Raw genomic sequence first — 23,851 nt, forward strand, 5'->3', positions numbered from 1 at the left:
AGGGTAACTCTCATTACTCATTACTCATTACTCATTACTCATTACTCAGTGCACCTGCACTGTGCTGGTGAGTCCGCACTATCGAGCCATCAATAAAGACCCATTCCGTGTCGGCCATTTTCACTAAAGCTTTGAGTAAATAGGCCTGAATGTCTTTTTAGACCATAAATGAAACCCTCTAAAAACCGTACTCCAATGGCCCAACTCTTTGGGTCAATCTTGCTAAGGGGGGCCTGCTAGAAGGCGGTAAAGAATGCCTTCGAATGTTTATCTATGTTCAGGTTTATCATAAACACGGCCTGTGCTGTTCATTAAATGAAATAGCGTTTCCCTGCGTGCATTGGTTAGTATCAATCTTGGCATGCTCTCTAAAAATCATTCTCGAAAGCTCAATAGACCCTAGATGAAGTCAGAAAAATTAAAGGTGCTAGCGTATAAGCCTACAGAATGAGCCATTGCCCGTTTGGGTAAGTACCAATATAACCAAAGGGGATTCTTCCACAGAGATACCAAGATAGGCGTTCACTCGTAAAGGCTGAAAGTTTAACGTCAGCTAGGAGCAGTGTTGCGAGCGTATTAGCGTCATCGGATGTCTGCGCGCATATTTCTGCAACGGGAATAATTTTCCAAGTGGAGAGGTAAGCTGACTTAGCAATTTCATCGACTTCGCTGTCAGAAATCCAAGCATGCACATCATTTACTACTGCCTTTGTTTTTAACGAATTTGCCAAGTCATGATCTGTTACACACAGGCTTTCATAGTGGATTTCGTAAGGTGTTTCAAAAAAGGCTTCAGGATCGGATTCAAGAAAAGCGGCGATCTCCTCTAATGTGCCGTATGTCTTTGCTGTTTCCTCTGGCAGACCTACGTTGGCTGCCCATGCACAAGATTGAAGTTGCTGTAATAAGATGGCGTTATCGGTCATGGGGTCTGTGCACTCTAATGGTCTGTGTATATGCTGCTTTTTATCTTGCCATATTTGTCTTAGCACTATTAATCTAACTAAATGTCAGACATAAAAAAACCGCTGGGTAGCGGTTTTTTTATGGGTCTTAAGTGTAAAAATTGAAATGAATTAAGACTATAGACCCGCGTCAGCACGTAATATTTCGGCTTTATCAGTCGCTTCCCATGGGAATTCGCTGCGACCAAAGTGGCCATAAGCGGCGGTCGCTTGATAAATTGGACGTGCTAAATCTAGCATGGCCGTTAAACCGTATGGGCGCAGTTCAAAGTGTTGACGGACTAACTTGATCAGCACTTCTTCAGACACCTTACCAGTACCGAAGGTCTCGATGCTGATAGAGGTCGGCTCTGCCACACCAATAGCGTAAGACACTTGGATTTCACAGCGATCAGCAAGACCTGCTGCAACTATGTTTTTTGCCACATAACGGGCAGCGTATGCTGCGCTACGGTCCACTTTTGATGGATCTTTACCAGAGAATGCGCCACCACCATGACGGGCCATGCCGCCGTAGGTGTCAACGATGATCTTACGACCCGTTAAGCCGCAATCACCTACTGGACCACCGATAACAAAACGGCCAGTTGGATTGATAAAGAACTTAGTATCTTTGTTTAACCATTGAGCTGGTAATACAGGCTTGATAATGGTTTCCATCACGCCTTCAATTAAGTCGGCTTGTGAAACGTCATCTCTGTGCTGAGTCGATAACACGACTGCATCGATACCGACAATTTTGCCATCATCATAGGCAAAAGTGACTTGGCTTTTCGCATCTGGGCGTAACCAAGGTAGCGTGCCATTTTTACGCACTTCAGACTGACGTTTCACTAATGCGTGAGCATAGGTGATAGGTGCAGGCATCAGAATGTCGGTTTCGTTGTTGGCATAGCCAAACATTAACCCTTGATCGCCAGCACCTTGCTCTGCAGGGTCTGCGCGGTCTACACCTTGATTAATGTCGGGTGATTGCTTACCAATGGCGTTTAATACTGCGCACGAGTCTGCATCAAACCCCATATCTGAATGGGTATAACCAATTTCACGCACCGTTTTACGGGTGATTTCTTCAATATCAACCCAGGCAGAGGTAGTGACTTCACCACCTACTAATACCATGCCGGTTTTGACATAAGTTTCACACGCTACGCGTGCTTTTGGATCTTGAGCCAGAATTGCATCTAGCACAGCATCAGAAATCTGATCTGCAATCTTATCGGGATGACCTTCTGAGACCGACTCAGAAGTAAACAAGTGCTTTGCCATAGTAGGAAAATCTCGTCGTTAGCATTCAAACGTGTAGAAGCATCTACATCTAGACGGCTATTTTAGTTTAAATCCGATTGCCGATCACCCCCGATAATAAAAAATCCTCTCAGATTGTGACCTGAAAACGACTACGCTCTGCCATAAATAGGTTATTTTACTTATATTTCATGGCATTAAGTTTACTATGTTTTTGAGAAATTTATTTCTCCATTATAAGTGATCCTTGCTATGCCCTCTCAAGTAAATGCGAGCAAAGTGACTAGCTTATTTCTGCGACTTATATACTCAAGCGACCAGAATCCTGCATCTTCAGGTTGTTTGGGTACATATTCGCCCATCTTTTGCTGAGTGAATGGCAATTTTAGTTTGCGTCACACTGGCATGTAGGGGAAAATATGCATCCAAATTGCCCGCTAGACCCCACAAACAAGCAGGAGAGAGCATGTCTTCCCGTAAAGTACTCGCAAACGCAATCCGTGCGTTAAGTATGGATGCAGTTCAAAAAGCAAATTCAGGCCATCCCGGCGCCCCAATGGGTATGGCAGATATTGCTGAAGTGCTGTGGAATGATTTCCTTAAGCACAACCCGAACAATCCGAAATGGGTAGATAGAGATCGTTTTATCCTCTCTAACGGTCACGGTTCAATGCTGATTTACTCTTTACTTCACCTGACTGGTTATGAATTACCAATTGAAGAGCTAAAACAGTTCCGTCAATTGCATTCTAAAACCCCGGGTCACCCAGAATACGGTTACACCCCAGGTGTTGAAACCACAACGGGTCCACTCGGTGCGGGCATAAGCAACGCTGTCGGTATGGCGATTGCTGAGAAAACCTTAGCGGCACAGTTTAACCGTGATGGTCACGATATCGTTGATCACTACACTTACTGTTTCCTCGGCGATGGCTGTTTGATGGAAGGTATTTCCCACGAAGCCTGTTCATTAGCCGGTACTTTAGGCTTAGGTAAACTGGTCGCATTTTGGGATGATAACGGTATTTCTATCGATGGCCATGTTGAAGGCTGGTTCACCGATGATACGCCAAAACGTTTTGAAGCTTACGGCTGGCATGTGATTGCCGGTGTCGACGGTCACGATAGCGCGGCAATCCGTGCTGCTATCGAAGCGGCTAAAGCCGTTACCGATAAACCAACAATGATTTGCTGCAAAACCATTATCGGTTTTGGTTCACCCAACAAATCTGGCAGCCACGATTGTCACGGCGCGCCACTAGGCGATGCAGAAATCGCAGCCGCCCGTGAATTCCTTGGCTGGCCACATGCACCATTTGAAATCCCTGCTGACGTTTATGCCGGTTGGGATGCCAAAGAAGCCGGTGCGGCCCGTGAAGCAGCGTGGAACGAGAAGTTTGCAGCATATCGCGCTGCTCACCCAGAACTGGCTGCTGAATATGAGCGTCGCGTTCTGAAAGGTGAATTACCGGCCGATTTCGAAGAAAAAGCGCAGGCATTTATTCAAGCATCACAGGACAAAGCCGAAGGTATTGCGAGCCGTAAAGCCTCACAAAATGCCATCGGTGCATTTGGCGCTATGTTGCCTGAACTGTTAGGTGGCTCTGCTGACTTAGCGGGTTCTAACTTGACACTGTGGTCAGGTTCTAAAGGTATTCAAGACGATCCAGCTGGTAACTACATTTACTACGGCGTGCGTGAATTCGGCATGAGCGGCATTATGAACGGTGCTTCGCTGCATGGTGGTTTCATCAACTACGGCGCAACGTTCATGATGTTCATGGAATATGCTCGTAACGCAGTCCGTATGTCGGCGCTGATGGGTATTCAAAACATCTTCGTTTATACCCATGACTCTATCGGTCAAGGTGAAGATGGCCCAACACATCAACCAGTTGAGCAATTAGCTAACCTGCGTATGACGCCAAATATGGCCGTATGGCGTCCATGTGATGCGGCAGAAACGGCAGTTTCTTGGAAAGCTGCGATTGAGCGCCGTAATGCACCTACGTCACTGATCTTCAGCCGTCAAAACCTGAAAGCTCAAGCGCGTACCGCTGAGCAATTAGCCAACGTGGCTAAAGGTGCTTATGTACTGCAAGACTGTGCGGGTACACCAGAACTGATCCTGATCGCAACTGGTAGCGAAGTACAATTGGCAATGGATGCAGCCGCTGCACTGACTGAGCAAGGTAAACACGTTCGCGTCGTCTCTATGCCATCGACAACTGAGTTCGATAAGCAAGATGCCGCGTATAAAGAATCTGTATTACCACGTGCTGTGACTAAACGTGTGGCTATCGAAGCGGCGCATACCGATTTCTGGTACAAGTATGTCGGTTTTGAAGGCACAGTTGTGGGCATGACTACATTTGGTGAGTCTGCGCCGGGTAACGTGCTATTGAATCACTTCGGTTTCACCGTTGAAAATGTGCTGAATGCTGCAAAATCATTGGGCTAATCGCTCAAGGGATTAGATTCAATACAAAAGGTTAAACTTTTTAAGTGTTAATCTGTATAATGCGGCCTGCAATCGTTTGCAGGCCGTTTTTGTATTAAGAGGAAATTGAGACCTCAATGATCCGAGTCGCTATCAATGGTTATGGCCGTATCGGCCGCTCTATTCTCCGAGCTTTATATGAGTCTGGAAAACGGCAGCAAATGCAGATTGTCGCGATTAATGAATTAGCTAAACCTGAAGCCATTATTCATCTGACCCAGTACGACACCACCCACGGTCGGTTTGCGCACAAAGTGAAGCTTGTTGATGATCATATGCTGATTGGCGACGATGCGATAAAAATCCTCCACGAGCCCGATCCGGCAAAACTCCCTTGGCACGAGATGGACATCGACATTGTCTATGAAGCCACTGGCGTATTAGTCGATCGTCAAAGCTGCGAAGCCCATATTCACGCCGGCGCTAAACAAGTGCTGATAAGTCATCCATCCTCAGCCGATGTCGATGGCACGATTGTCTATGGTGTAAACCACGATTTACTCCGCGCCGAACACACTGTGGTGTCCAACGCTTCTTGCACCACTAACTGTATCGTGCCAGTGATCGATGTGCTCGATCGCCACTTTGGCGTTAAAAGCGGTGCCATTACCACTATCCATTCGGCGATGAACGATCAGCAAGTGATTGATGCTTACCATGATGATTTGCGTCGAACCCGTGCCGCTGGCCAATCGATTATTCCTGTCGATACTAAACTTGCCCGCGGCATTGAGCGGATCTTGCCGCACATGAAAAATAAGTTTGAAGCGATTTCGGTGCGCGTGCCCACCATCAACGTGACCGCCATTGATTTGTCCGTGACCTTAGAAAAAACCGTCGATATTGCCACAGTCAATCAGGTGCTGGAATCAGCCGCCAATGGGCGATTTAACGGCATCTTAGGCTATACTGATGAGCCCTTAGTCTCATGTGATTTCAACCATGATCCGCGCTCCAGTATTGTCGATGGTACCCAGACCCGTGTGAGCGCCGGTCAGTTGGTGAAGCTACTCCTGTGGTGCGATAACGAGTGGGGTTTTGCCAATCGTATGTTAGATACGAGTTTGGCGATGATTGCGGCCAAGCGAGGCTGATAAAAGTAGATTATTCACTTGTGGGTCACTGAATTTATGCCAATTCGACGGGATGTCGAGCGCCGAGCGGCAGTCAATTCATACCGGCTATGTGTGAAACAGTTTGTTTTTTGATTATAAAAGGAAGCGTTACCATGGCAATTATCAATATGTCAGATCTGGATCTACAAGGTAAGCGCGTGCTTATCCGCGAAGATCTCAATGTCCCTGTCAGCAATGGCGTCGTCACCAGTGATGCACGTCTGCGCGCCTCTCTACCGACTATCGAGTTGGCCCTTGAAAAAGGTGCGGCTGTGATGGTGATGTCGCATTTAGGTCGTCCGACCGAAGGCGAATACAATGCTGAATATTCTATGCAACCTGTGGTCGATTATTTGGCAAAAGCCCTGTCTTGTCCTGTGCGTTTAGCGACCGACTATTTAGATGGCGTTGACGTTGCCGTGGGTGAAGTGGTTGTGTTCGAAAATGTGCGTTTCAACGTGGGTGAAGGTAAGAACAACGAAGCCTTATCGAAAAAAATGGCGGCGCTGTGTGATGTCTATGTGATGGACGCCTTCGGTACTGCACATCGTGCCCAAGCATCGACCCATGGCGTGGGCATGTTTGCCCCAATCGCTTGTGCAGGTCCATTACTGGCACAAGAATTAGATGCCTTAGGCAAGGCATTAGATAATCCTGCGCGTCCTATGGTGGCGATTGTTGGTGGCTCTAAAGTGTCGACTAAGCTGACCGTGCTAGAAAGTCTTTCAGGCATAGTCGATCAGTTAGTGGTTGGCGGCGGTATTGCCAACACTTTCATTGCGGCGGCGGGCTACAATGTCGGTAAATCGCTGTATGAGGCGGATTTGATCGACGAAGCTAAGCGTTTAGTGGCTAATGCTAAGAGCCGTGGCGCCGATATTCCTGTGCCGACCGATGTGGTCGTTGCGGGCGAGTTTAGTCCAACAGCAGCGGCAACGTTAAAATCGGTTAGCGAAGTCGCTGATGGCGAAATGATTTTCGATATTGGTCCAGATAGCGCTGAAGCACTGGCTAAAATCATCGAATCTGCTGGCACTATCGTGTGGAACGGCCCTGTGGGCGTGTTCGAATTCGACCAATTCGGTGAAGGTACTAAGCGTATCGCCCAAGCGATTGCTGATTCAAAAGCGTTCTCTATCGCTGGTGGTGGTGATACTTTGGCTGCGGTTGATAAGTACGGTATTGCCGATAAAGTGTCTTACATTTCGACTGGCGGCGGTGCTTTCCTCGAGTTCCTCGAAGGTAAAGAATTACCGGCTGTGGCTATGTTAGAAAAGCGCGGCGCTTAATATTAAGTTTTAAAAAACGCGGCGCATAAGACGCCGCGATAAGCTCTGATAACATCAAAGCTTTGATAAAAAGTAAAAAATTATAAAAAAACCGCCCGTATTCATCTAAGGTACTTAATTTAAGTTGTTTATTTAAGGTACAGAGTTGAATGCGGGTATAAAAATCCATCCAAACGATAGCGACCTCGGTGATAGATATCACCCTATTATTGGAGTTAAAAAATGGCGTTAATTTCCCTACGACAACTACTTGATCACGCAGCAGAACATGGATACGGTGTACCTGCGTTTAACGTTAACAACTTAGAGCAGATGCGTGCCATCATGCAGGCCGCTGAAGCAACAGACAGCCCTGTGATAGTGCAAGCTTCTGCTGGCGCGCGTAAATACGCTCGCCCACAGTTCTTAAAATATTTGATGGCAGCAGCTCTTGAGCAGTACCCAGATATTCCTGTGTGTATTCACCAAGACCACGGTACCGATCCTGATATTTGTCAGCGTTCTATCCAATTAGGCATGTCATCAGTCATGATGGACGGCTCTTTGATGGCTGACGGCAAAACGCCTGCATCGTACGAGTACAACGTTGATGTTACCCGTCGTACAGTGGCATTTGCCCATGCGTGTGGTGTGTCAGTTGAAGGTGAAATCGGCTGTTTAGGCAGCTTAGAAACTGGCCAAGCTGGCGAAGAAGATGGTGTTGGTGCATCAGGTATTTTAAGTCACGATCAAATGCTGACTAGCCCTGAAGAAGCGGCGCGTTTCGTTGCCGATACTCATGTTGATGCACTCGCGATTGCTATCGGTACTAGCCATGGTGCATATAAGTTCAGTCGTAAACCGACGGGCGATGTACTGCGTATCGACCGCATCAAAGAAATTCATGCGCGTATTCCTAACACTCACTTAGTGATGCACGGTTCATCTTCTGTGCCACAAGAGTGGCTAAAGATCATCAACCAATATGGTGGTCAGATCCCAGAAACCTACGGTGTGCCATTAGAAGAAATCGTAGAAGGTATCAAACACGGTGTACGTAAAGTCAACATTGATACCGACTTACGTTTAGCATCAACGGGTGCCGTTCGTAAATTCTTAGCTGAACACCCAAGTGAATTTGATCCACGTAAATTCCTGAAAGCATCAATGGAAGCCATGGCCGATATCTGTACGGTTCGCTATGAAGCTTTCGGCTGTGCAGGTCAAGCATCTAAGATTAAGCCATTGTCTTTACAAGCAATGTATAAAGCGTACCAGTCTGGTGCGTTAGATCCTAAGATCAATATGTAAGCGTTATCGCTGAGATAAAAACCCGCTAAAGCGGGTTTTTTTATACTTAAAATAGCTGCAATTTTCATTTTTTAATCGTAAATGTTAATATCGCGCAGATTTTCAGGGGAAAATACTAACCCTTATTAATATGTGCTTATTCAGCATCGCTGGGACGAACAGATATTTATAGGGATTGGATTTAACGGAACAGGAACGGATAAACATGAAGAAAGTACTGACCGCAGCACTATTAATGACTGCACCTTTTATGGCGACAGCTGGGGCCGATTTTGTAAAAGGCGATGAGACATTCGCAGGTGAAGCTGAGCTTGGTGCAACCTTAACCACAGGTAACACTGAAACCTCATCATTCAAAGGGCGTTTAAATCTTAAGCATGAGCTTGGCGATTGGGAGAATCAGTACTTACTCGAAGGTTTATATAAAGAGGATACAGGTTCTGTTACCGCGAAACGCTATTTAGCGGGCGCACAAGGTAACTACAAGATGACAGATCGTAGCTACTTGTTTGCTAACGGTAATTATGAAGTTGATCCGTTCACCGGTTATGATTACACGCTATCTGGCGCAGCGGGTTATGGTTATAGATTCTATGATACTAACAAGACCTTTTTAGATGTCGAAGTCGGTCCAGGTTATATCTATCAGCGTCTTGATACAGAGCAAGCACTTATCGAAGGCCATGATACCAATGACAGCGTCGTTGCTCACGGCGTGATCAACTTTGAAACCGAAATCACTGACACCTCTAAATTCCAACAACGTTTCGTTGCCGATTACGGTGATAAGCTCGATGCCCGTTCTGAAACTTCGTTAACGGCGAATATTATCGGCGCATTAGCAATGAAGTTTGCCATTATTGTGCGCTACAACAGCGAGCCGTTGGATAATAAGAAAAGTACAGATACAGAAACCAATATGACCTTGTTATATTCCTTCTAATGCAGTGACGCTGATTAGAAACTAAAAAGCACCTTTGAGGTGCTTTTTTATTGGCTCTTTTTAGACTAAGTTAAATGTTTCTTTATTAGTTATCGCTGTAGTTATACAAAAATTAATGTTTTAAATGCCTTTGGTTATAGGGTAATGCATAGAAAGTTGCGTTTTATCAACATTTACTATGCTGAAGCTATGGTAATTTTCGACTAATTTCCTACGTAGAGATGAACTTTAATGAAATTACAGCGGTTGTTTAAAGGCAGTGGAATGGCGTTATGGAGTCTATTCTGCGTTGCAATATTGAGCGGATTCTCACCTGCAGCATGGGCTATGACAGAAGGGATAGAACGGCTTAATTTAACCGCCTCGAGTGTGGGTTATGTTGCCGTCTTTGTGTTTGTACTTGCATACATAATGGTGATGGCTGAGGAGTCGTTACATTTACGCAAGTCGAAACCTGTGCTGGTCGCGGCAGGGATTATCTGGGGCATGATAGGTTTTGTGTATGTACAAAATGGTATGTCTGAAGTGTCGGAAGCGGCATTCAAACATAACTTGCTTGAATATGCTGAGCTTCTACTCTTCTTACTCGTGGCGATGACTTATATCAATGCTATGGAAGAGCGAAATTTGTTTGATGCCATTCGTGGTTGGCTTGTCGGCCGTGGTTTTAGTCTAAGAACCGTTTTTTGGTTGACTGGGTTTATGGCGTTCTTTATCTCACCCGTGGCAGATAATTTAACGACTGCGCTATTGATGTGTGCCGTGGTGATGAAGGTGGGGGCAGGGCAACGCAAGTTTATCACCCTAGCCTGTATCAACATTGTTGTTGCGGCTAATGCGGGTGGCGCGTTTAGCCCGTTTGGTGATATCACGACCTTAATGGTGTGGCAAAAAGGATTAGTGCACTTTAGCGATTTCTTCCATCTGTTTATTCCAGCTTTAGTGAACTTTGCATTACCCGCTGCCATTATGAGTGTGTTTATTCCACATTTCGTGCCAGAGCCAGAAAAAGAGCATGTTTATACTAAGCCGGGTGCTAAGCGAATTGTTGCGTTGTTTTTACTCACAATCGCTACGGCAGTGTGTGCTCATTCCTTCTTAGGTATGCCGCCTGTATTGGGTATGATGACGGGATTAGGTTTCTTACAATTCTTTGGTTTTTATCTGCGTAAAACCTTCAATCGTTCCGTTGCCCGCGAACGTGCAAAGGCTGAATTGCGTCAGGACGAGCAGCGTCTTCAGCAGCTTGGTAGTGTGGTGCCCTTCGATGTGTTTAGCAGGATCTCCCGCGCTGAATGGGATACCCTGTTGTTCTTTTATGGTGTAGTGCTATGTGTGGGTGGCCTTGGCTTTATGGGGTACTTGAGCTTAGTATCTGAGGCTTTGTATTCCAATTGGGATACGACCTATGCCAACGTGGCTATCGGTCTGTTGTCTTCGGTTGTTGATAATATTCCGGTGATGTTTGCTGTGTTGACGATGAACCCTGAGATGGCCTTAGGCCAATGGTTACTGGTAACGTTAACCGCAGGAGTTGGGGGCAGTTTATTGTCAATTGGCAGTGCTGCAGGGGTCGCGTTAATGGGACAAGCTAGGGGGATTTACACCTTTGGTGCCCATTTGCGTTGGACACCTGTCATTGCGCTGGGTTATATCGCGAGCATTTTAGTACATATGTGGCTCAATGCTGCGATGTTCTAAATAAAAGTACTGCTCATTCACCTTTTGGACTGTATTGACGTTTGTGAGTCGTTTTGTAGCGGATAATATCGCGAATTATTTAGCGAACAACATCGATCTAACAAAATTCAATCGCATAACGTCTAGATATCAATGAATAAAATAGAGGCATCCGATGGATGCCTCTATTTGTTTGGATATGTCATTGGAAGGATTATTGCGGTAGCACTTGAATTAAATCCAGCTCGTTATTGGCTTTTGCGCCGTAGATCTGAATCGCGACTTTAATTTGTGTTACTGAACCACTTGGATCCTGCTGAGCCCAATCTAAGCCTGCTATCTCAAATTGATATTGACCGCTTGTGACTTCGGTTAATTTACCGCTGCATTCTCCAAGACTTTGGCAACGATAATTTTGGGTAACATGCCAGTGTTTCCATGCCTTCGGATTCGAGGATTCCTTGGCTTTGTCGGGGAACCCAAAATAGTAAATATCATAGGTTTTAGCCGCAGTGATCGCCTCTTGTTGCGCATCCGTCAGTGAAAATTGAATTGTCCCTGTACTCGAGTCAAATTGCTCAAGCTTGAGATTTATTTGCGTTGCTTCATCAATGTTTACTGCATTTTCGACGGGAGGTGGCTGCGGAGTTTCAGGCTCAGTGTTATTGCTGTCACTGCCACATCCTACGAGCATTAATGTCGCGAGGGTCAATGTGAGTAATGGGTATTTCATCACAGTCTCCTTAATTGAAATGTCCTGTATGGCAAGTGGTGCATTCCATGTCTGTTTTTACACTTGCCGCTGAGCCTAATGTGCTAGTACTACCGTGACAAGTTTGGCAATCTTGTGCATCTGGTGTTGGCTTACTACCAACAAGGGCGCCGATATTCTCCCCTTGATAGGCACGATTCAATACATCGACTAAGTAATAAGCCATAGACGCGGATAAGCGGTAACAGCGTTCACCTTTTTTCGCGAATGGTAAGCCAGAAGCCTTTGACCAGTTACTGATAGATGAGTGACATAACACGCTCTTGGCTTTTGATGAACTGCCCACAAGAGCCGTTTTTTCTGCTGTCGAGCCAATACCAGTAACAAATTCAGGTGAAGATAAAGGGAGCGTTGTATTTTCGTAGTAGCGGAAGGTATTGGCTATCACGGCGTTATTGTGACCATTAATGTCATCTAAAATATTCACTAACATGCCTATCGCATTAAGATTACCGCAGAGTGTGCCTTGACCCGTTACCCCTGCAAAACCATATGCGGCTAATGCCGTTGGAATTGTTTTGAACTTGTCTGCATCGGCACTATTAGATTGGGCTAGCATAGTCACAACGGCATGAAAAACTTGGTGCATACAACCACCACCCGTTTCATAGGCCAGTTTTGCTGTTGCCATTGCATCAAGTGGAACGTATTTAAGTTTCTCTCCTATCGCTAATTGATATTGACCATCGGCATTCGTTGCCGCGAGAACCGATGTCCCCATGAGTGTTGCACCTGCCGCTGCGGTGCTAATACCAATAATACGGGTTAATGCTTGACGTCTATTTATGCTCATTATGTATTTCCTCTATGTAGGATTACTTCTATTTATCAAATGCTAAAGATAAATTGATGACGTAAATTCTAAGCATGCTTGAGATAAATATTGTGATTTACGCCGGAGGATATTTGCCTTTTACATGAGCGGTAAATAGCGTTACTACAATAGAATTAACCGACTTAAATTCTGCATTTTAATTAACTAAACAGATTGTAAGGTGCTCATCGTCCCGATATTTATTATATTTATGTAAATTTATGCCGAATTTTCCATGTGCTAAATGGTATTTATTCCTGTGAGTTAACGCATGTTTTTGCCTAATAGCGCTGAACTTGGGGGTCGTCTCACGAAAATTAACTATTTGCTGACTTGGGTTAGCAAGATCACATTAATCATTAGTTAGTTTGCATAGACTTAACTTTGTGTTTTTATGGAGTTGAGTGGATGTTGATGCAATTGGGAGACTGCAGGTTTGATCGGGAACGAGGCATACTGATTGAGTTGTCTCGCGATGAATCTTGGCATCTTCCTCGAGCCGAGTTACAAGTGCTTAATTTGCTTGTTGAGCATCAAGGTAAGTTGGTTTCTAAGCACATGCTGAAGACGGGGGATGGAAAGCATCCGCCGCTAACTGATACCTCTGTGGCCCGTGCTGTTTTTATGCTTCGCAGCTTTCTTGGACCTCAATATGAGGGCTTGATTGAAACCGTGAAAGGCCAAGGTTATTTACTCCAACCATCTAATGGGACTGAGTTTAGAGGTGTTAATTACCTCAGATTGCACACAGTGCCTTTGTGGAGTGCCTTAGTGTTATTCGGGTTTATGTTAGCGTTTTCGGTGTTTTATTTGAATCATACGGATCACAGCAAGCCAACCCAAGCACTTATGACCTCAATATTACCTTTGGCTTCAGGCCAGCAAGTACGATTACACTTATTTGCTGATTCCAATACTAATAACACTTTACTCTTCGAATTAGGTGAGCGCTTAAGTGCAGGATTAATCGCCTGCGGTCAAAGTGATTGGGCTGATGTTTATGCTTCTTTGTCCCATGATAAACAAGTGCTTAATATTACTTTTCGAGGCGAAAAACTCGGTCAGTCAGTGATCCGTAATATTAAAATCAGTGATTTCACTCGACCGAAAACCTTCATCGATGCTGCTTGGCTGCAGGAGGTTAACATCTGTGGCTAAATGGCTAAAGTGGACGATTAATATTGTTATCTTGTCGGCATTGATTATGGCCTGCGGTGTGATATACAAACAGTCGGCTACCAATCAGACGATGATTTTAAATTGCAGCTCTGAATTATTCGACCGCCATTCTAGTGCCAATCCTAGCGGCAGCTCGAGTGTTAGCAGTGACGGTAAATTTTACCTACTCGTGGATGTTTTGATTGCCGCTGACAATACGCAGATCAATTATCGTTACTTTAATATTGACGGTACGAGTGCGGGCAATATTTTAATGCAAGGCAAAGTCGACAGTATTGAGGCCAATAGCATGACCTATAAAGTTACCGTTAAAACGAAAACGGAATCTGAAATTGAAAAGCAAAAAAATTGGCCAGAACATATGAAATATCTATCCTATATCAGCAGCTTACATTTTAATGACTCGGAAATGCACAATCTCAGTATCGAGGTGTTAGATATGGATGACACCAAAGATTATGCAGTGGTCCTTTTTCAGCCTAGCAATACCATTTGTGGATGCAGAATCGTAAATAGTCGAATTTAATCAGTGAATTTGAGTTTATTTCAGTTAAGATTAGTGCTCATTGATTTGTGATTACTGTGGTGAGTCTCCTGTGAGGGATTCATGAAAAGGGTGTTGTGTCTAAGATACGTGTAAAGCAAGAAGAATCCCTGTCGATTAAGTTCAGCCATCAGATGGAAAAGGGCGATAATCGTCAACTCGATCTCTATTTCTTTTTACCTAAGGAAATGGGCATAGGCTCGCGCACGCTCAATGAAGAAGAGTACTACTACAGCTCAATAGTTGGACGTCGCTCATACTATTCAGAAGGCTTGCACTTACCTCTGGTGCAGGGGCGTTTTGCCAGTTTAAATCGCCGTACTGTTGAAGAATTCAGATTGTACCTAAATCTCTTCGCCTATCAGTTTGCGGTTGCGGTTGAAAACGATGTTAAAGAACTCAATCAAATCACAGATGTAACCCATTTTTATTTTGCCCTCGACGAATTACGCGAACAAATTGCCCAGTTGCTGAAAAAGTTTCGCCGTAACGAACCGGGTGATCCTAAATGGAAATCTTACTTTGAAAATGCTGATAACTACTTGTCTTGGTTTTGTGAGCAGCAGTTACTCAAAGTGCTCGCTTATGCCACTCGAACCAGTGATTTCAACGATATTTTAGAGCGGGTACTCACGCTCTGCCGTAATGAATGTGCCTATCGTGATGAGCATAAGTACAACTCAGCGCAAACTAAGCAAGATCCTAACCGTATCTCTAACAAGATGTTGTTGTTGCGCCGTTTAATCCAACAAGGTGTGGTACTCAAAGAAGAGTTAAAGCCTTTAGGGATTGGCCTTAAAAAGTTTACGACAGGACTGGCGACCGCGTTAGTGATGTTGGTGGTGTCTGCGTTGATAATTCAAGCGCAGGGCGCCTTTAGTGGTTTTACTATTGCGCTAGTGCTGACCTTAGCCGTGATCTACGGTTTCAGGGAAATCTTTAAGGACGATGTGCGCAATGCCATGTGGCGATTTATTCAGCGGGGTCGACCACGTTGGAGCCGCATTTTACGGGATACTACGAGTCAGGCGGTTATCGCTAAGCAGTTGGTATGGCTTGAGTTTATGCGTCAGCAAGATCTACCCGAAAAAGTCAGTGACATTCTAAAGCACAGACATAGCCAAAATAAGGTCGATGCGGAAATTCTGCACTATAAAATCGCCACTAAGGTGAATCAGAGTGAATTCCAAGCGGGATATTCGACTATTCAAGAGCAAGTGAGCTTTAGCTTAGTGCCTTTTGCCCGTTATTTAGAACGGGGTAAAGCGAAGATTTATAAGGAAGTTGAAGGCAAAATTAGTTATGAATCTGTTGAGCGGCGCTATCAAGTCAACCTGATTTTAGTGTTGCGTGATGGGCGCGAAGCCCCGCAGTATATTCGCTATAAAATCACCATGAACCGCTCGGCAATCATAGAAATTACCCAGAGTCAGTTGCCTGACTCAGTTAATGCACCCGAATCTACGATTGATGACGAGTAAAGGCTTGACCGATATTCTGATCGTTATTTTGCTTCGCCCGTTTTAGGGCGATTTCGGCATTATTCAGATATTGCTCTAATGTCTGGCCTTCTTGATAACCCGCAATACCAATACTAATACCTTCCCCTAAGCCATTACCATTGAGCTTTTCCATCATATTGAGGGCAAAGTTGTGCGCATGGGTGGCGTCTGTGTCAGGTAACATCACAATGAGCTTCCCTAGCTGCCAATGCAGAATTTGATAATTAGCTGGAATTTCAAGCAATAATTGCACTTCTATTTCTTGCTGACGATTTGCCAGTTGGTCGATATCACTCATGTGGCTTAGCATGCCCTCTGGATTGATATCCATTAACAGTAAGCTTGAACTGAGACGGCTTGGTGGCGGCAGAGAGTTAAAGTAACGTTCTAAATCTGCCAAATTCAGCAGAATAGTACTGCGATGGGGCACAAGGTTACGCTTCTCTGTGCCTCGACCACGCTCGGCGGCTTGCTCTAAAGTGCAGACGATATAATCAATCTCACCATCGGCGGCCACATGGCCCTTCAAGGTGGCTTGCAAACAATTGGAATGCGCCTGTTTAGGTGAGCATAGAATTTGCCCTTGCCACTGACCTTGCATGGCAATTTGGGCGCTGATCCTCTGCCATTGATTGCCCAAATCATTCGCGAGTAATGACGCTAAATCTTGATTTAAATCGCCATTGAGTTGCATTAGCGCATCGAATACTGGATTGATTTTAATCAGTTTACCGTTAGCATCCGTGAGGGCTGTCGCGACTGTGTTATCGCATAAAAGCTCACTGAGAAAAGCATTTTGTTTGCTGCTGATTAACTCACTGATGTCCTCAAGGGTGATTAATAGATGTGGTGAGCCTCGGCTCGCCCTTGGTGCTTGGCGGATATGAACGCGTAAAGTAGGGCCATCGATACTCTCTAGACTGATTTCACCAGACCATTGACCGGTTTTATGTACCTGCTCCATTAACTCCGTGTAGGTTTTATCATCGAGGCATAAGGTACGCTGTAGGCTTCGGTCTGTCAGTTCATCTAATGGTACTAAGGTCGCTTGTGCCGCTTTAGTATTGGCACTGATGACTCTGGCATTTTCGTTTACCATCATAAAGCCGATGTCACTATTAAATAAGCCATTAGCAACATCAATACTGTATTGGCGTGAACGCTGTTGTAAGCGATACATGTGGCTGAGTAGTACAACCCAAGCGGCTAAAACCGTTAATATTAACGATGCCACAATGACAATGTTTTGCCATTGTGAGAAACGAGCAGCTATGTCTGAGTTGCGCACATAGGAGAGTAAAAAATATTCTCTGTGAGTCTCAGGTTGGGCAGTGAGTTCGATTTTAAGGTAAACATAAGTGGCTTCTTCACCGTGGAATTGTCCAAAGTTGCTCATGGACATATCGCGCCACAGGGCCGGATAGCTCTGTCTTAAACTTGCTCCTAAGGTTTCTGGCATATTGCTTAGAGGGGCGAGATCGCTCGCGCCAGCATAGAGTAATCCTTGAGTATCAAGCACTAACATAGGGGACTTATTGCTTGAAAAGGCTGGTTTTATGGCCTCCAGCATTTTTACCATAGAGTTGTACGTCACCAGATAACCGATAGAACTCTGATCGGGCTTCTCGAGCCACGCCATTTGATACATATAAGGTTCAAGCATGCCGTCTATCGGAACAAATTCCAGTGGCGAGGTATAGACCTCCTTGCCACCCATGCTCCGACTCGCTCCAAGTAAGGTCGGTGGTAAGGCATCTTTATTGAAATTAGGGGGCGTTGAGAATTTATAGTTACCTTGGGGATCGTACAGTGCAATACCGAGTAACTCAGGAATATGTTTTACTAGATCTTGCCAGTTTTCCTGCAATTTAAGTTGTTGCTTGGCGGTAGGATTGCTTAAGTATTGTTTTAGCAGTTCCCCATTGGCGAAAATTTGGGTTCGAAATTGCTGAAAAGACACTTTATCTGCGATCAATGAGCCTATGGTTTGCAGTTCACTGTATCTTTGCGTTGCCCACTCTTCTTGCAGGCGTCGTTCACCTAACGTAATGATTAAGTGAGTTAAAATAATCATGCCAATCACCAGCATAGAAAGCTGGCTTGCAATAGCGAGTAAGCGTTGATGCGACCAATAGATCCCTTGGGTTAAAGAGAGCAGTGGCGCAGCGGGATACGTGCTTGGGTTATTCTTCAGCATGAACCGATTATGAGTGGGTGAACTGTTAATTTCGCTATGTTAACACGAAAGAATTGTTACGACAGTGCCAAGTTACTCAGCAAGATTCCTTGAGTAAAAGTTAAGACGATTCACACATGTACCACTCAGGTAATCGACAGTGTTATCTGCTTGGGTATTTCAGTCGATTTTGGCTGTATTAGAATGCCGTTTAGCCTAAGGCGCCTAATATGCGATGCTTGAATTCGCAGCCGTAGGACTCAACTTGTTCACGACAGATGTCGATATCAACCCCCGCCAATCCTTCGATGGCTGAAACTTGTACCGTTTCAATATAGTGTGGCGCTAATGCGATGAAAGCATGTACGGCGGCATAAGAACCGGCGAGTTTGGGGCGACAATGTTCCATATAGGCGGCTTCATTATCCGCATTGAGGGAAATGGATAAACTATCAACGCAGTTGGCCAGTTCTGGCAAAATATTGCGCCTATGGACTAAATTACCTAAACCATCGGTATTAATGCGTACTCGCCCGCCTCTTTGTTTAATTTCTTTCGCCACCTCAAGCAAAGTTGGAAGATTTAAGGTCGGTTCGCCATAGCCACAAAACACATATTCTTCGAAGTCTTTAACATCGCCAAGCAGTGGAATAATTTCTTCGGGCTTAGGTTGGTGACACAGTGCCAGTTGATATTCGTGGATCTGTTTACTGCCATTATGTTTTGGACAAAACGCGCAGCGCAGGGTGCAGCGACCCGTAATATTAAGGTAGCGACTGCGACGAATATCATAGACAAGCGTTTCAGTCACACAGGTTTCATTTGTGCAAACTTCATCTGTTATGTGACCGTTCGCTAGGGTTTCTGTGGTGACAACTTGTGGTTTATCAATATTTTGCTTGTGCAGATGCTCAGACATAATGATGGGTTTCATTCTAACGATAGCTGACGACTTAAACACAGTGTAGCGAAAGCCTGATGCGATAACTGTCAACTAGATCGCAACTTGAAAGCTCAAGCCACTCGCGGCAGACTCAAAATGACATAGATGATTGAGAGGTTATTGACTCGCACTGAGGATTAAAAAGAGAGCCTAAGCTCTCTTTTTAAGGTTCAAGACATTGATTAACTGCTTCTAGTTAACTTCCTATAGATAGTCTTTTTTATAGTCAGTGGGGACTGGCGGCTCTAAATGCTCAGGTGTAAAGTCCACTTCATGGTCTTTTTTAGGCTGCCACCACCAATGGAAGAAGCGGCTGCTAGTGCGCTTAACGTCGTCGAGTATGATGTACAGCAAGGGCACTAAAATTAGCGTCACAAGGGTCGAGAACAGGATACCGAAAGCGAGGGATGTCGCCATAGGGATCACTATTTGCGCCTGCAAACTACGCTCGAGAATAATAGGTACTAAGCCGACGAAGGTGGTGAGTGACGTCAGGATGATCGCCCTAAAACGATAACAGCCTGAATCGACCGCCGCCTGTCTGACCGACTGCCCTTGCTCCCGCGCACGGTTCACAAAGTCCACCAAAATCAAGGAGTCGTTCACCACCACTCCCGCTAATGCCACTATGCCGCAGAGACTTAACACGCTCATCGCGAGTCCCTGAATTAAGTGACCAAACAGGGCGCCGATAATCCCGAAGGGGATCACAGACATGATGATTAACGGCTGACTGTAGGATTTAAGTGGCACGGCCATCAAAGCATAAATGGTGAACAGCGCAAAGAAGAAGCCTTGCATCAAACCGACCATGGCATTCTGTTCATCCAAGCTGCCACCGTCCAGTGCAGTTTGGATTTTAGGGTACTTGGCCTGTAATTGTGGCAGGTAATCTTTTTGGATTTCTTGCACTACTTTTGAAGGTTCAACGATGTTTTTGTTGGCATTTGCCGTGATGGTAATCGCTCGCTTGCCGTCAACACGGGTAATTGAGGCGTAGGATTCACCTTTTTCAATTTGTGCCACAGTCGAGAAGGGAACCGAAGTGCCCGTTGGCGTGCGGATCAGCATATTTTCAAGATAACCCACAGTACGACGTTGTTCTAATGGGTAGCGCACCATCACCTTGATTTCTTCTTTATTACGTAAAATACGTTGGGCTTCATAACCATAGAAACCGTAACGCACTTGGCGAGCTAAATCGGAAAGGGTCAGGCCAAGGGCTTCAGCCTCTGGACGTATCTTCAGGCGAATTTCATGACTGCCCGAGGAGAAGTTGTCGGCAATATCGTACACGCCTTCGTAGCTGGCGAGTTTTTGCTTCAACTCTTTAGAGGCCGCGGACAGTTCATCGAGGTCACTCGAGGTTAGTCTGAAGGAAATATCGCCACCGGCATCGTTGGTGCTCGCGTTAAAGCTGAGTTTTTTAACCGACAAAAGCTCAGGCAATTGTTCACGCCACGCGGCAGCAATCGTCACGCCATCGACTTCACGGTCTTCACCTTTCGTCAGTTCGGCAAAAATGAAGGCAGAGGTACGGGAGCTCATATTGATAAAGCTATGCTTCACCACTTGATAGCCGTTATCTTTCTCCATTTTTTCGTTCATCTTGTACAGGGCTTCTTCTATGCTCTGTACCACTTTTAAGGTGTTACCTTCGGAGCTGCCTTCATCCATTTCAAGTTCAACTTGAATAAAGTCTGAGGGAATGTCTGGGAAAAATACCCAGCGCACTTTGCCACTGGCGACTAAGGCAATCGACAGAATCAATACACCGATAAAGGCAGCGACCACGTTGTATCTGTGTTTGATACAGCGCTCGAGGAAGTTGCGATAGCTGTGGTGAATAAAGTATTGCACTCTGTCGTTAAAATTGGCTTTTAGGTGGCCAAAGAATCCCTTTGGTGCGCCAGGTTTTTTAAACTTCATGTGCGCTAAATGCGCTGGCAGAATGAACTTAGACTCTACCAGTGAGAAGGCTAAACAGAGGATGACCACCATACCGATGGATTTCCAGATAATCCCCATAGGGCCAGAAACCATTAACATGGGAATAAATGCCGCAATTGTAGTTAAGACCCCGAAGGTCGCGGGCATCGCCACTTTTTGCGCGCCGCGGATCACGTTCTCAACCGAGTGACCGTGGCGTTCGACCTCTGTGTAGGCACTCTCGCCGATGACAATAGCATCATCCACCACTATTCCGAGCACCAAGATAAAAGCGAATAGGGTCAACATGTTGATCGTCATGGAGAAAGGTTCGAGCGGCATGACCAACATAGTGCCGAGGAAACACACGGGTATCCCCATCATGACCCAAAATGCTAACTTCAGATCGAGGAACATGGCTAAGATGATAAACACCAACAAGGCACCGTAAAACATGTTCGACATCATCATGTCTAAGCGGCCCTGGAGATAGTGGGTCATATCACCCCAAGTATCGAGTTGAGCGTTAGCTGGCAGTGTGGCGCGGCGCTGTTCTACGTACTGTTTAACTTGGTCTGCAATGTCTAAGGCGTTTTGATCATCAATGCTGGTAACTTCAATAATCGCAGCGGGTTTGCCGTTAAAGCGGGTATATTCCAAACGTTCTTCGAAATCATCTTTGATGGTAGCTACTTGTGGCAGCATCACGCGGCTACCGTCGGCGCGAGTTGTGACGACTATATTGGCAAAGTCATCGCCCGTGTAGGCTTGGCCTTTGGTGCGCAATAGGATATCGCCATCTTGAGCACGAATAGAGCCGCCTGGTAAGTCTAAGGAAGAGTTTTGCACTGCTAATGCGACCTGCGAGAAGGTCAAACCGTACTCTCGTAACTTATTCTCAGAAACTTCAATACCGATTTCATAATCGCGCACCCCAGTCACTTTCGCACGGGTTACCGCGGGGAGTTGGGTTAAATCGTCACGAACCGACTTAGCCAATTCTTTCATATCGTGGAGTGTCATATCGCCATAAACAGACACCCAAATGACGTTATTCTCAGGTTTGATTTGAGAGATATTCGGTTTTTCGATGTTCACTGGGAAGGTTGAAATTGCATCTAACCGCAGTTTGGCTTCATCGAGAATGGTCTGCACTTCGTAACCGTCTTCAACTTCAACGGTAATCGAGCCAACGCCTTCGCTAGCCACAGAAGTCACTTTCTTGATGCCGTTGATATCTTGGATGGCTTCTTCAATCTTGATGTTGATGCCTTCTTCGATTTCCTGTGGCGCCGCACCTGGATAGGCGACGGAAATATTTAATAAATTGAGTTCGAAAGAAGGAAAAACCTCTTTATTAATCAAAATACTGCTGAACAGGCCGCCGATGAGTAGAACACACATTAATAAGTTCGCGGCCACACTGTTGCGGGCGAACCAAGCTAAGATCCCTTTTTGAGTGTCCATTATTTAACTCCAGCGGCCGCAAGACTCGATTCAGGAGTATTTTCTTTTGGTGTCTCAGTAGGCAATGCCGCTTCACCTAAGATTTTGACCATTTGCCCATTTGCCATACTGTTGAAGTGGGTCGTAGCGACGCGTTCACCCGTTTTTAGACTGTCTTTGATGAACACATTTTCTAAATCACTACGAACCACATTTACTTGGCGCATTTCAATGATATTTTTGTCGTTGACTAGGGCGACTTGGTCGTTACGAACCACATGGCGGGGTAATTTAACTATGCCATCGACAGTGCGGCCCTTGATGACTGCATTGACGAAGCTACCGTATTTAAGTGGTAAGCTACCTGGCACTTTATTCGCGCGCAGATAGGGATCTTTGATTTCTGCGACTAAATACACCATGCGATTTTCGGCATCGATAACACCTTCACTGCGGATAATATTGCCTTCCCAAGTATTTTCTTTGCCCGCCAAAGAGGCGCTAAGCGTGACTTGGGTATCGGGATTATCGACAGACTCTAAATAGGCTAAATCATCATTAGAAATGGGTAAGCGGATTTCGGCAACGCTAGTGTCATAGAGCTCACCTAGATTAGTGCCTAAGCTAACGTATTGACCTAAATCGACATTTCTAACTTTGATTATGCCATCAAAGGGCGCGCGAATAACCGTGCGCTCAAGGTTACGTTGGGCTCGCGCCAGTGCTGCCTGCGCATATTTTACGTTAGCTTGTTCTTTTTTGAGTTGCGGGATACGTAGACCTAACTCAGGGGGCAAGCCCTTGTCGTAGCCTTTGAATTCGATTTTAGCGACTTCACCACGGGCTATTTCTTCGTTCAGTGCGGCGGTGGCTTGGGCCAGCGTCGCTTCGGCTTGCATTAAGTCAGCCTCGTAATCTGAGGGCTCGATTTGCGCTAATTGGTCGCCTTTCATGACTATGCCACCTGCAACAAAATGAGGGGAGATAGTGAGCATTCTGCCTTGAACTTCGGTCACGAGTTGGGTTTTATACTTTGGGGTAACCACGCCGTAGGAAGGTAAATTTAGCGATACTGTTTGCTGAGTCACTTGCGTGACATCAACGATAGGAATGGGCATCTCTTCAGGTTTTTGTTCTGGCGCCTCCTTCGTTTGCATTAATAAGGCTGCGCCAAATACAAACAGCAGCAGAATAAGAAAAGGAGACAGTCTCCTCAGTAGGGTCTTCATCATATAATGGTTAAATCCATGCTAATCGCGTAATGGGGTTAAAGTAGCAGAGTCGGCCACGCCAATAAATTTATTTTTGTAAATTAAATGTTTCTAAAAGTGATGCCGCGACAGATATGCTCATCATGCATCGATATTTGGGCGAAAATTAGAGCAGAAAGGTGATGAAAGGTTCAGTTAGGTGATTGGAATATATTGAAATAAGAATGAATCCGCATTGGGGTTAACCGCTCTAAATCCGCCGCATTTCATTCTATATAATTAAACATAGCAGGATATTTTTAGTA

Annotated in this window: 17 protein-coding genes and 1 pseudogene; 9 read left to right on the plus strand and 9 right to left on the minus strand. The window is 45.3% G+C overall.

Annotated features, from left to right (window positions below; all coding sequences use genetic code 11):
* Window positions 1-37 precede the first annotated feature (37 nt).
* From L5M18_RS09495 to metK, 3 genes and pseudogenes are all read right to left on the minus strand, one after another.
* Window positions 38-363: pseudogene (locus tag L5M18_RS09495) on the minus strand (transposase); the annotation flags it as partial.
* 77 nt (window positions 364-440) lie between these two features.
* A complete protein-coding gene (locus L5M18_RS09500) occupies window positions 441-926 on the minus strand; it encodes a hypothetical protein (protein WP_263196713.1) in 486 nt (161 codons plus the stop codon).
* Window positions 927-1,082: 156 nt separating this feature from the next.
* Window positions 1,083-2,234, minus strand: a complete 1,152-nt coding sequence (gene metK / locus L5M18_RS09505; protein ID WP_028761631.1) for a methionine adenosyltransferase — start codon at window positions 2,232-2,234, stop codon at window positions 1,083-1,085.
* A 445-nt stretch (window positions 2,235-2,679) separates the two neighbouring features.
* On the opposite strand from metK, the gene tkt reads away from it, so the two are divergent.
* From tkt to nhaD, 6 genes are all read left to right on the plus strand, one after another.
* Window positions 2,680-4,674 carry a transketolase gene (gene tkt / locus L5M18_RS09510; RefSeq protein WP_263196715.1) on the plus strand — a complete coding sequence of 665 codons (1,995 nt, stop codon included), beginning with the start codon at window positions 2,680-2,682 and terminating at the stop codon, window positions 4,672-4,674.
* 116 nt (window positions 4,675-4,790) lie between these two features.
* Window positions 4,791-5,807 (plus strand): erythrose-4-phosphate dehydrogenase, encoded by a 1,017-nt coding sequence (gene epd, locus L5M18_RS09515; protein ID WP_105250098.1) that lies wholly within the window; start codon window positions 4,791-4,793, stop codon window positions 5,805-5,807.
* 134 nt (window positions 5,808-5,941) lie between these two features.
* A complete protein-coding gene (locus L5M18_RS09520; protein WP_168824858.1) occupies window positions 5,942-7,117 on the plus strand; it encodes a phosphoglycerate kinase in 1,176 nt (391 codons plus the stop codon).
* A gap of 222 nt (window positions 7,118-7,339) precedes the next feature.
* On the plus strand, window positions 7,340-8,407 hold the full coding sequence (gene fba, locus L5M18_RS09525; RefSeq protein WP_028761627.1) for a class II fructose-bisphosphate aldolase: 1,068 nt from the start codon (window positions 7,340-7,342) through the stop codon (window positions 8,405-8,407).
* Window positions 8,408-8,612: 205 nt separating this feature from the next.
* On the plus strand, window positions 8,613-9,350 hold the full coding sequence (locus tag L5M18_RS09530) for a YdiY family protein (protein WP_263196716.1): 738 nt from the start codon (window positions 8,613-8,615) through the stop codon (window positions 9,348-9,350).
* 231 nt (window positions 9,351-9,581) lie between these two features.
* The gene (gene nhaD / locus L5M18_RS09535) at window positions 9,582-11,051 is read left to right on the plus strand and encodes a sodium:proton antiporter NhaD (RefSeq protein WP_173246601.1); all 1,470 of its coding nucleotides are present in this window, start codon (window positions 9,582-9,584) and stop codon (window positions 11,049-11,051) included.
* A gap of 193 nt (window positions 11,052-11,244) precedes the next feature.
* Here the strand turns inward: nhaD and L5M18_RS09540 are convergent, their stop codons facing one another.
* Complete coding sequence (locus L5M18_RS09540) at window positions 11,245-11,763, minus strand: hypothetical protein (protein WP_113939812.1); 519 nt, start codon at window positions 11,761-11,763, stop codon at window positions 11,245-11,247.
* A 10-nt stretch (window positions 11,764-11,773) separates the two neighbouring features.
* Window positions 11,774-12,595: a cytochrome C gene (locus L5M18_RS09545; RefSeq protein ID WP_168824862.1), complete on the minus strand. Its 822-nt coding sequence runs from the start codon at window positions 12,593-12,595 to the stop codon at window positions 11,774-11,776.
* A gap of 429 nt (window positions 12,596-13,024) precedes the next feature.
* Here L5M18_RS09545 and L5M18_RS09550 point away from each other — a divergent pair, with 429 nt between their 5' ends.
* The 3 genes from L5M18_RS09550 to L5M18_RS09560 all read left to right on the plus strand — a co-directional run bounded on the left by L5M18_RS09550 (window position 13,025) and on the right by L5M18_RS09560 (window position 15,820).
* Window positions 13,025-13,774 (plus strand): transcriptional regulator, encoded by a 750-nt coding sequence (locus L5M18_RS09550; protein WP_105250092.1) that lies wholly within the window; start codon window positions 13,025-13,027, stop codon window positions 13,772-13,774.
* Window positions 13,767-14,321 (plus strand): hypothetical protein, encoded by a 555-nt coding sequence (locus L5M18_RS09555; protein WP_113939813.1) that lies wholly within the window; start codon window positions 13,767-13,769, stop codon window positions 14,319-14,321. The genes L5M18_RS09550 and L5M18_RS09555 overlap by 8 nt, the downstream gene beginning before the upstream one ends.
* 95 nt (window positions 14,322-14,416) lie before the next feature.
* Window positions 14,417-15,820 carry a hypothetical protein gene (locus tag L5M18_RS09560; RefSeq protein WP_028761621.1) on the plus strand — a complete coding sequence of 468 codons (1,404 nt, stop codon included), beginning with the start codon at window positions 14,417-14,419 and terminating at the stop codon, window positions 15,818-15,820.
* On the opposite strand, the gene L5M18_RS09565 is transcribed toward L5M18_RS09560, so the two are convergent.
* The 4 genes from L5M18_RS09565 to L5M18_RS09580 all read right to left on the minus strand — a co-directional run bounded on the left by L5M18_RS09565 (window position 15,801) and on the right by L5M18_RS09580 (window position 23,567).
* Entirely contained in the window at window positions 15,801-18,038 is a 2,238-nt protein-coding gene (locus tag L5M18_RS09565) for a PAS domain-containing protein (RefSeq protein ID WP_173246598.1), read from the minus strand. The genes L5M18_RS09560 and L5M18_RS09565 overlap by 20 nt on opposite strands.
* A 190-nt stretch (window positions 18,039-18,228) precedes the next feature.
* Window positions 18,229-18,936 (minus strand): TatD family nuclease-associated radical SAM protein, encoded by a 708-nt coding sequence (locus L5M18_RS09570; RefSeq protein WP_263196718.1) that lies wholly within the window; start codon window positions 18,934-18,936, stop codon window positions 18,229-18,231.
* A gap of 228 nt (window positions 18,937-19,164) precedes the next feature.
* Window positions 19,165-22,356, minus strand: a complete 3,192-nt coding sequence (locus L5M18_RS09575) for an efflux RND transporter permease subunit (RefSeq protein WP_219250351.1) — start codon at window positions 22,354-22,356, stop codon at window positions 19,165-19,167.
* The gene (locus tag L5M18_RS09580) at window positions 22,356-23,567 is read right to left on the minus strand and encodes an efflux RND transporter periplasmic adaptor subunit (protein WP_263196720.1); all 1,212 of its coding nucleotides are present in this window, start codon (window positions 23,565-23,567) and stop codon (window positions 22,356-22,358) included. The genes L5M18_RS09575 and L5M18_RS09580 overlap by 1 nt, the downstream gene beginning before the upstream one ends.
* Window positions 23,568-23,851 lie beyond the last annotated feature (284 nt).

The organism is Shewanella sp. SM20 (genome assembly GCF_025654545.1).
GTDB classification, from domain to species: Bacteria; Pseudomonadota; Gammaproteobacteria; order Enterobacterales; family Shewanellaceae; genus Shewanella; species Shewanella oncorhynchi.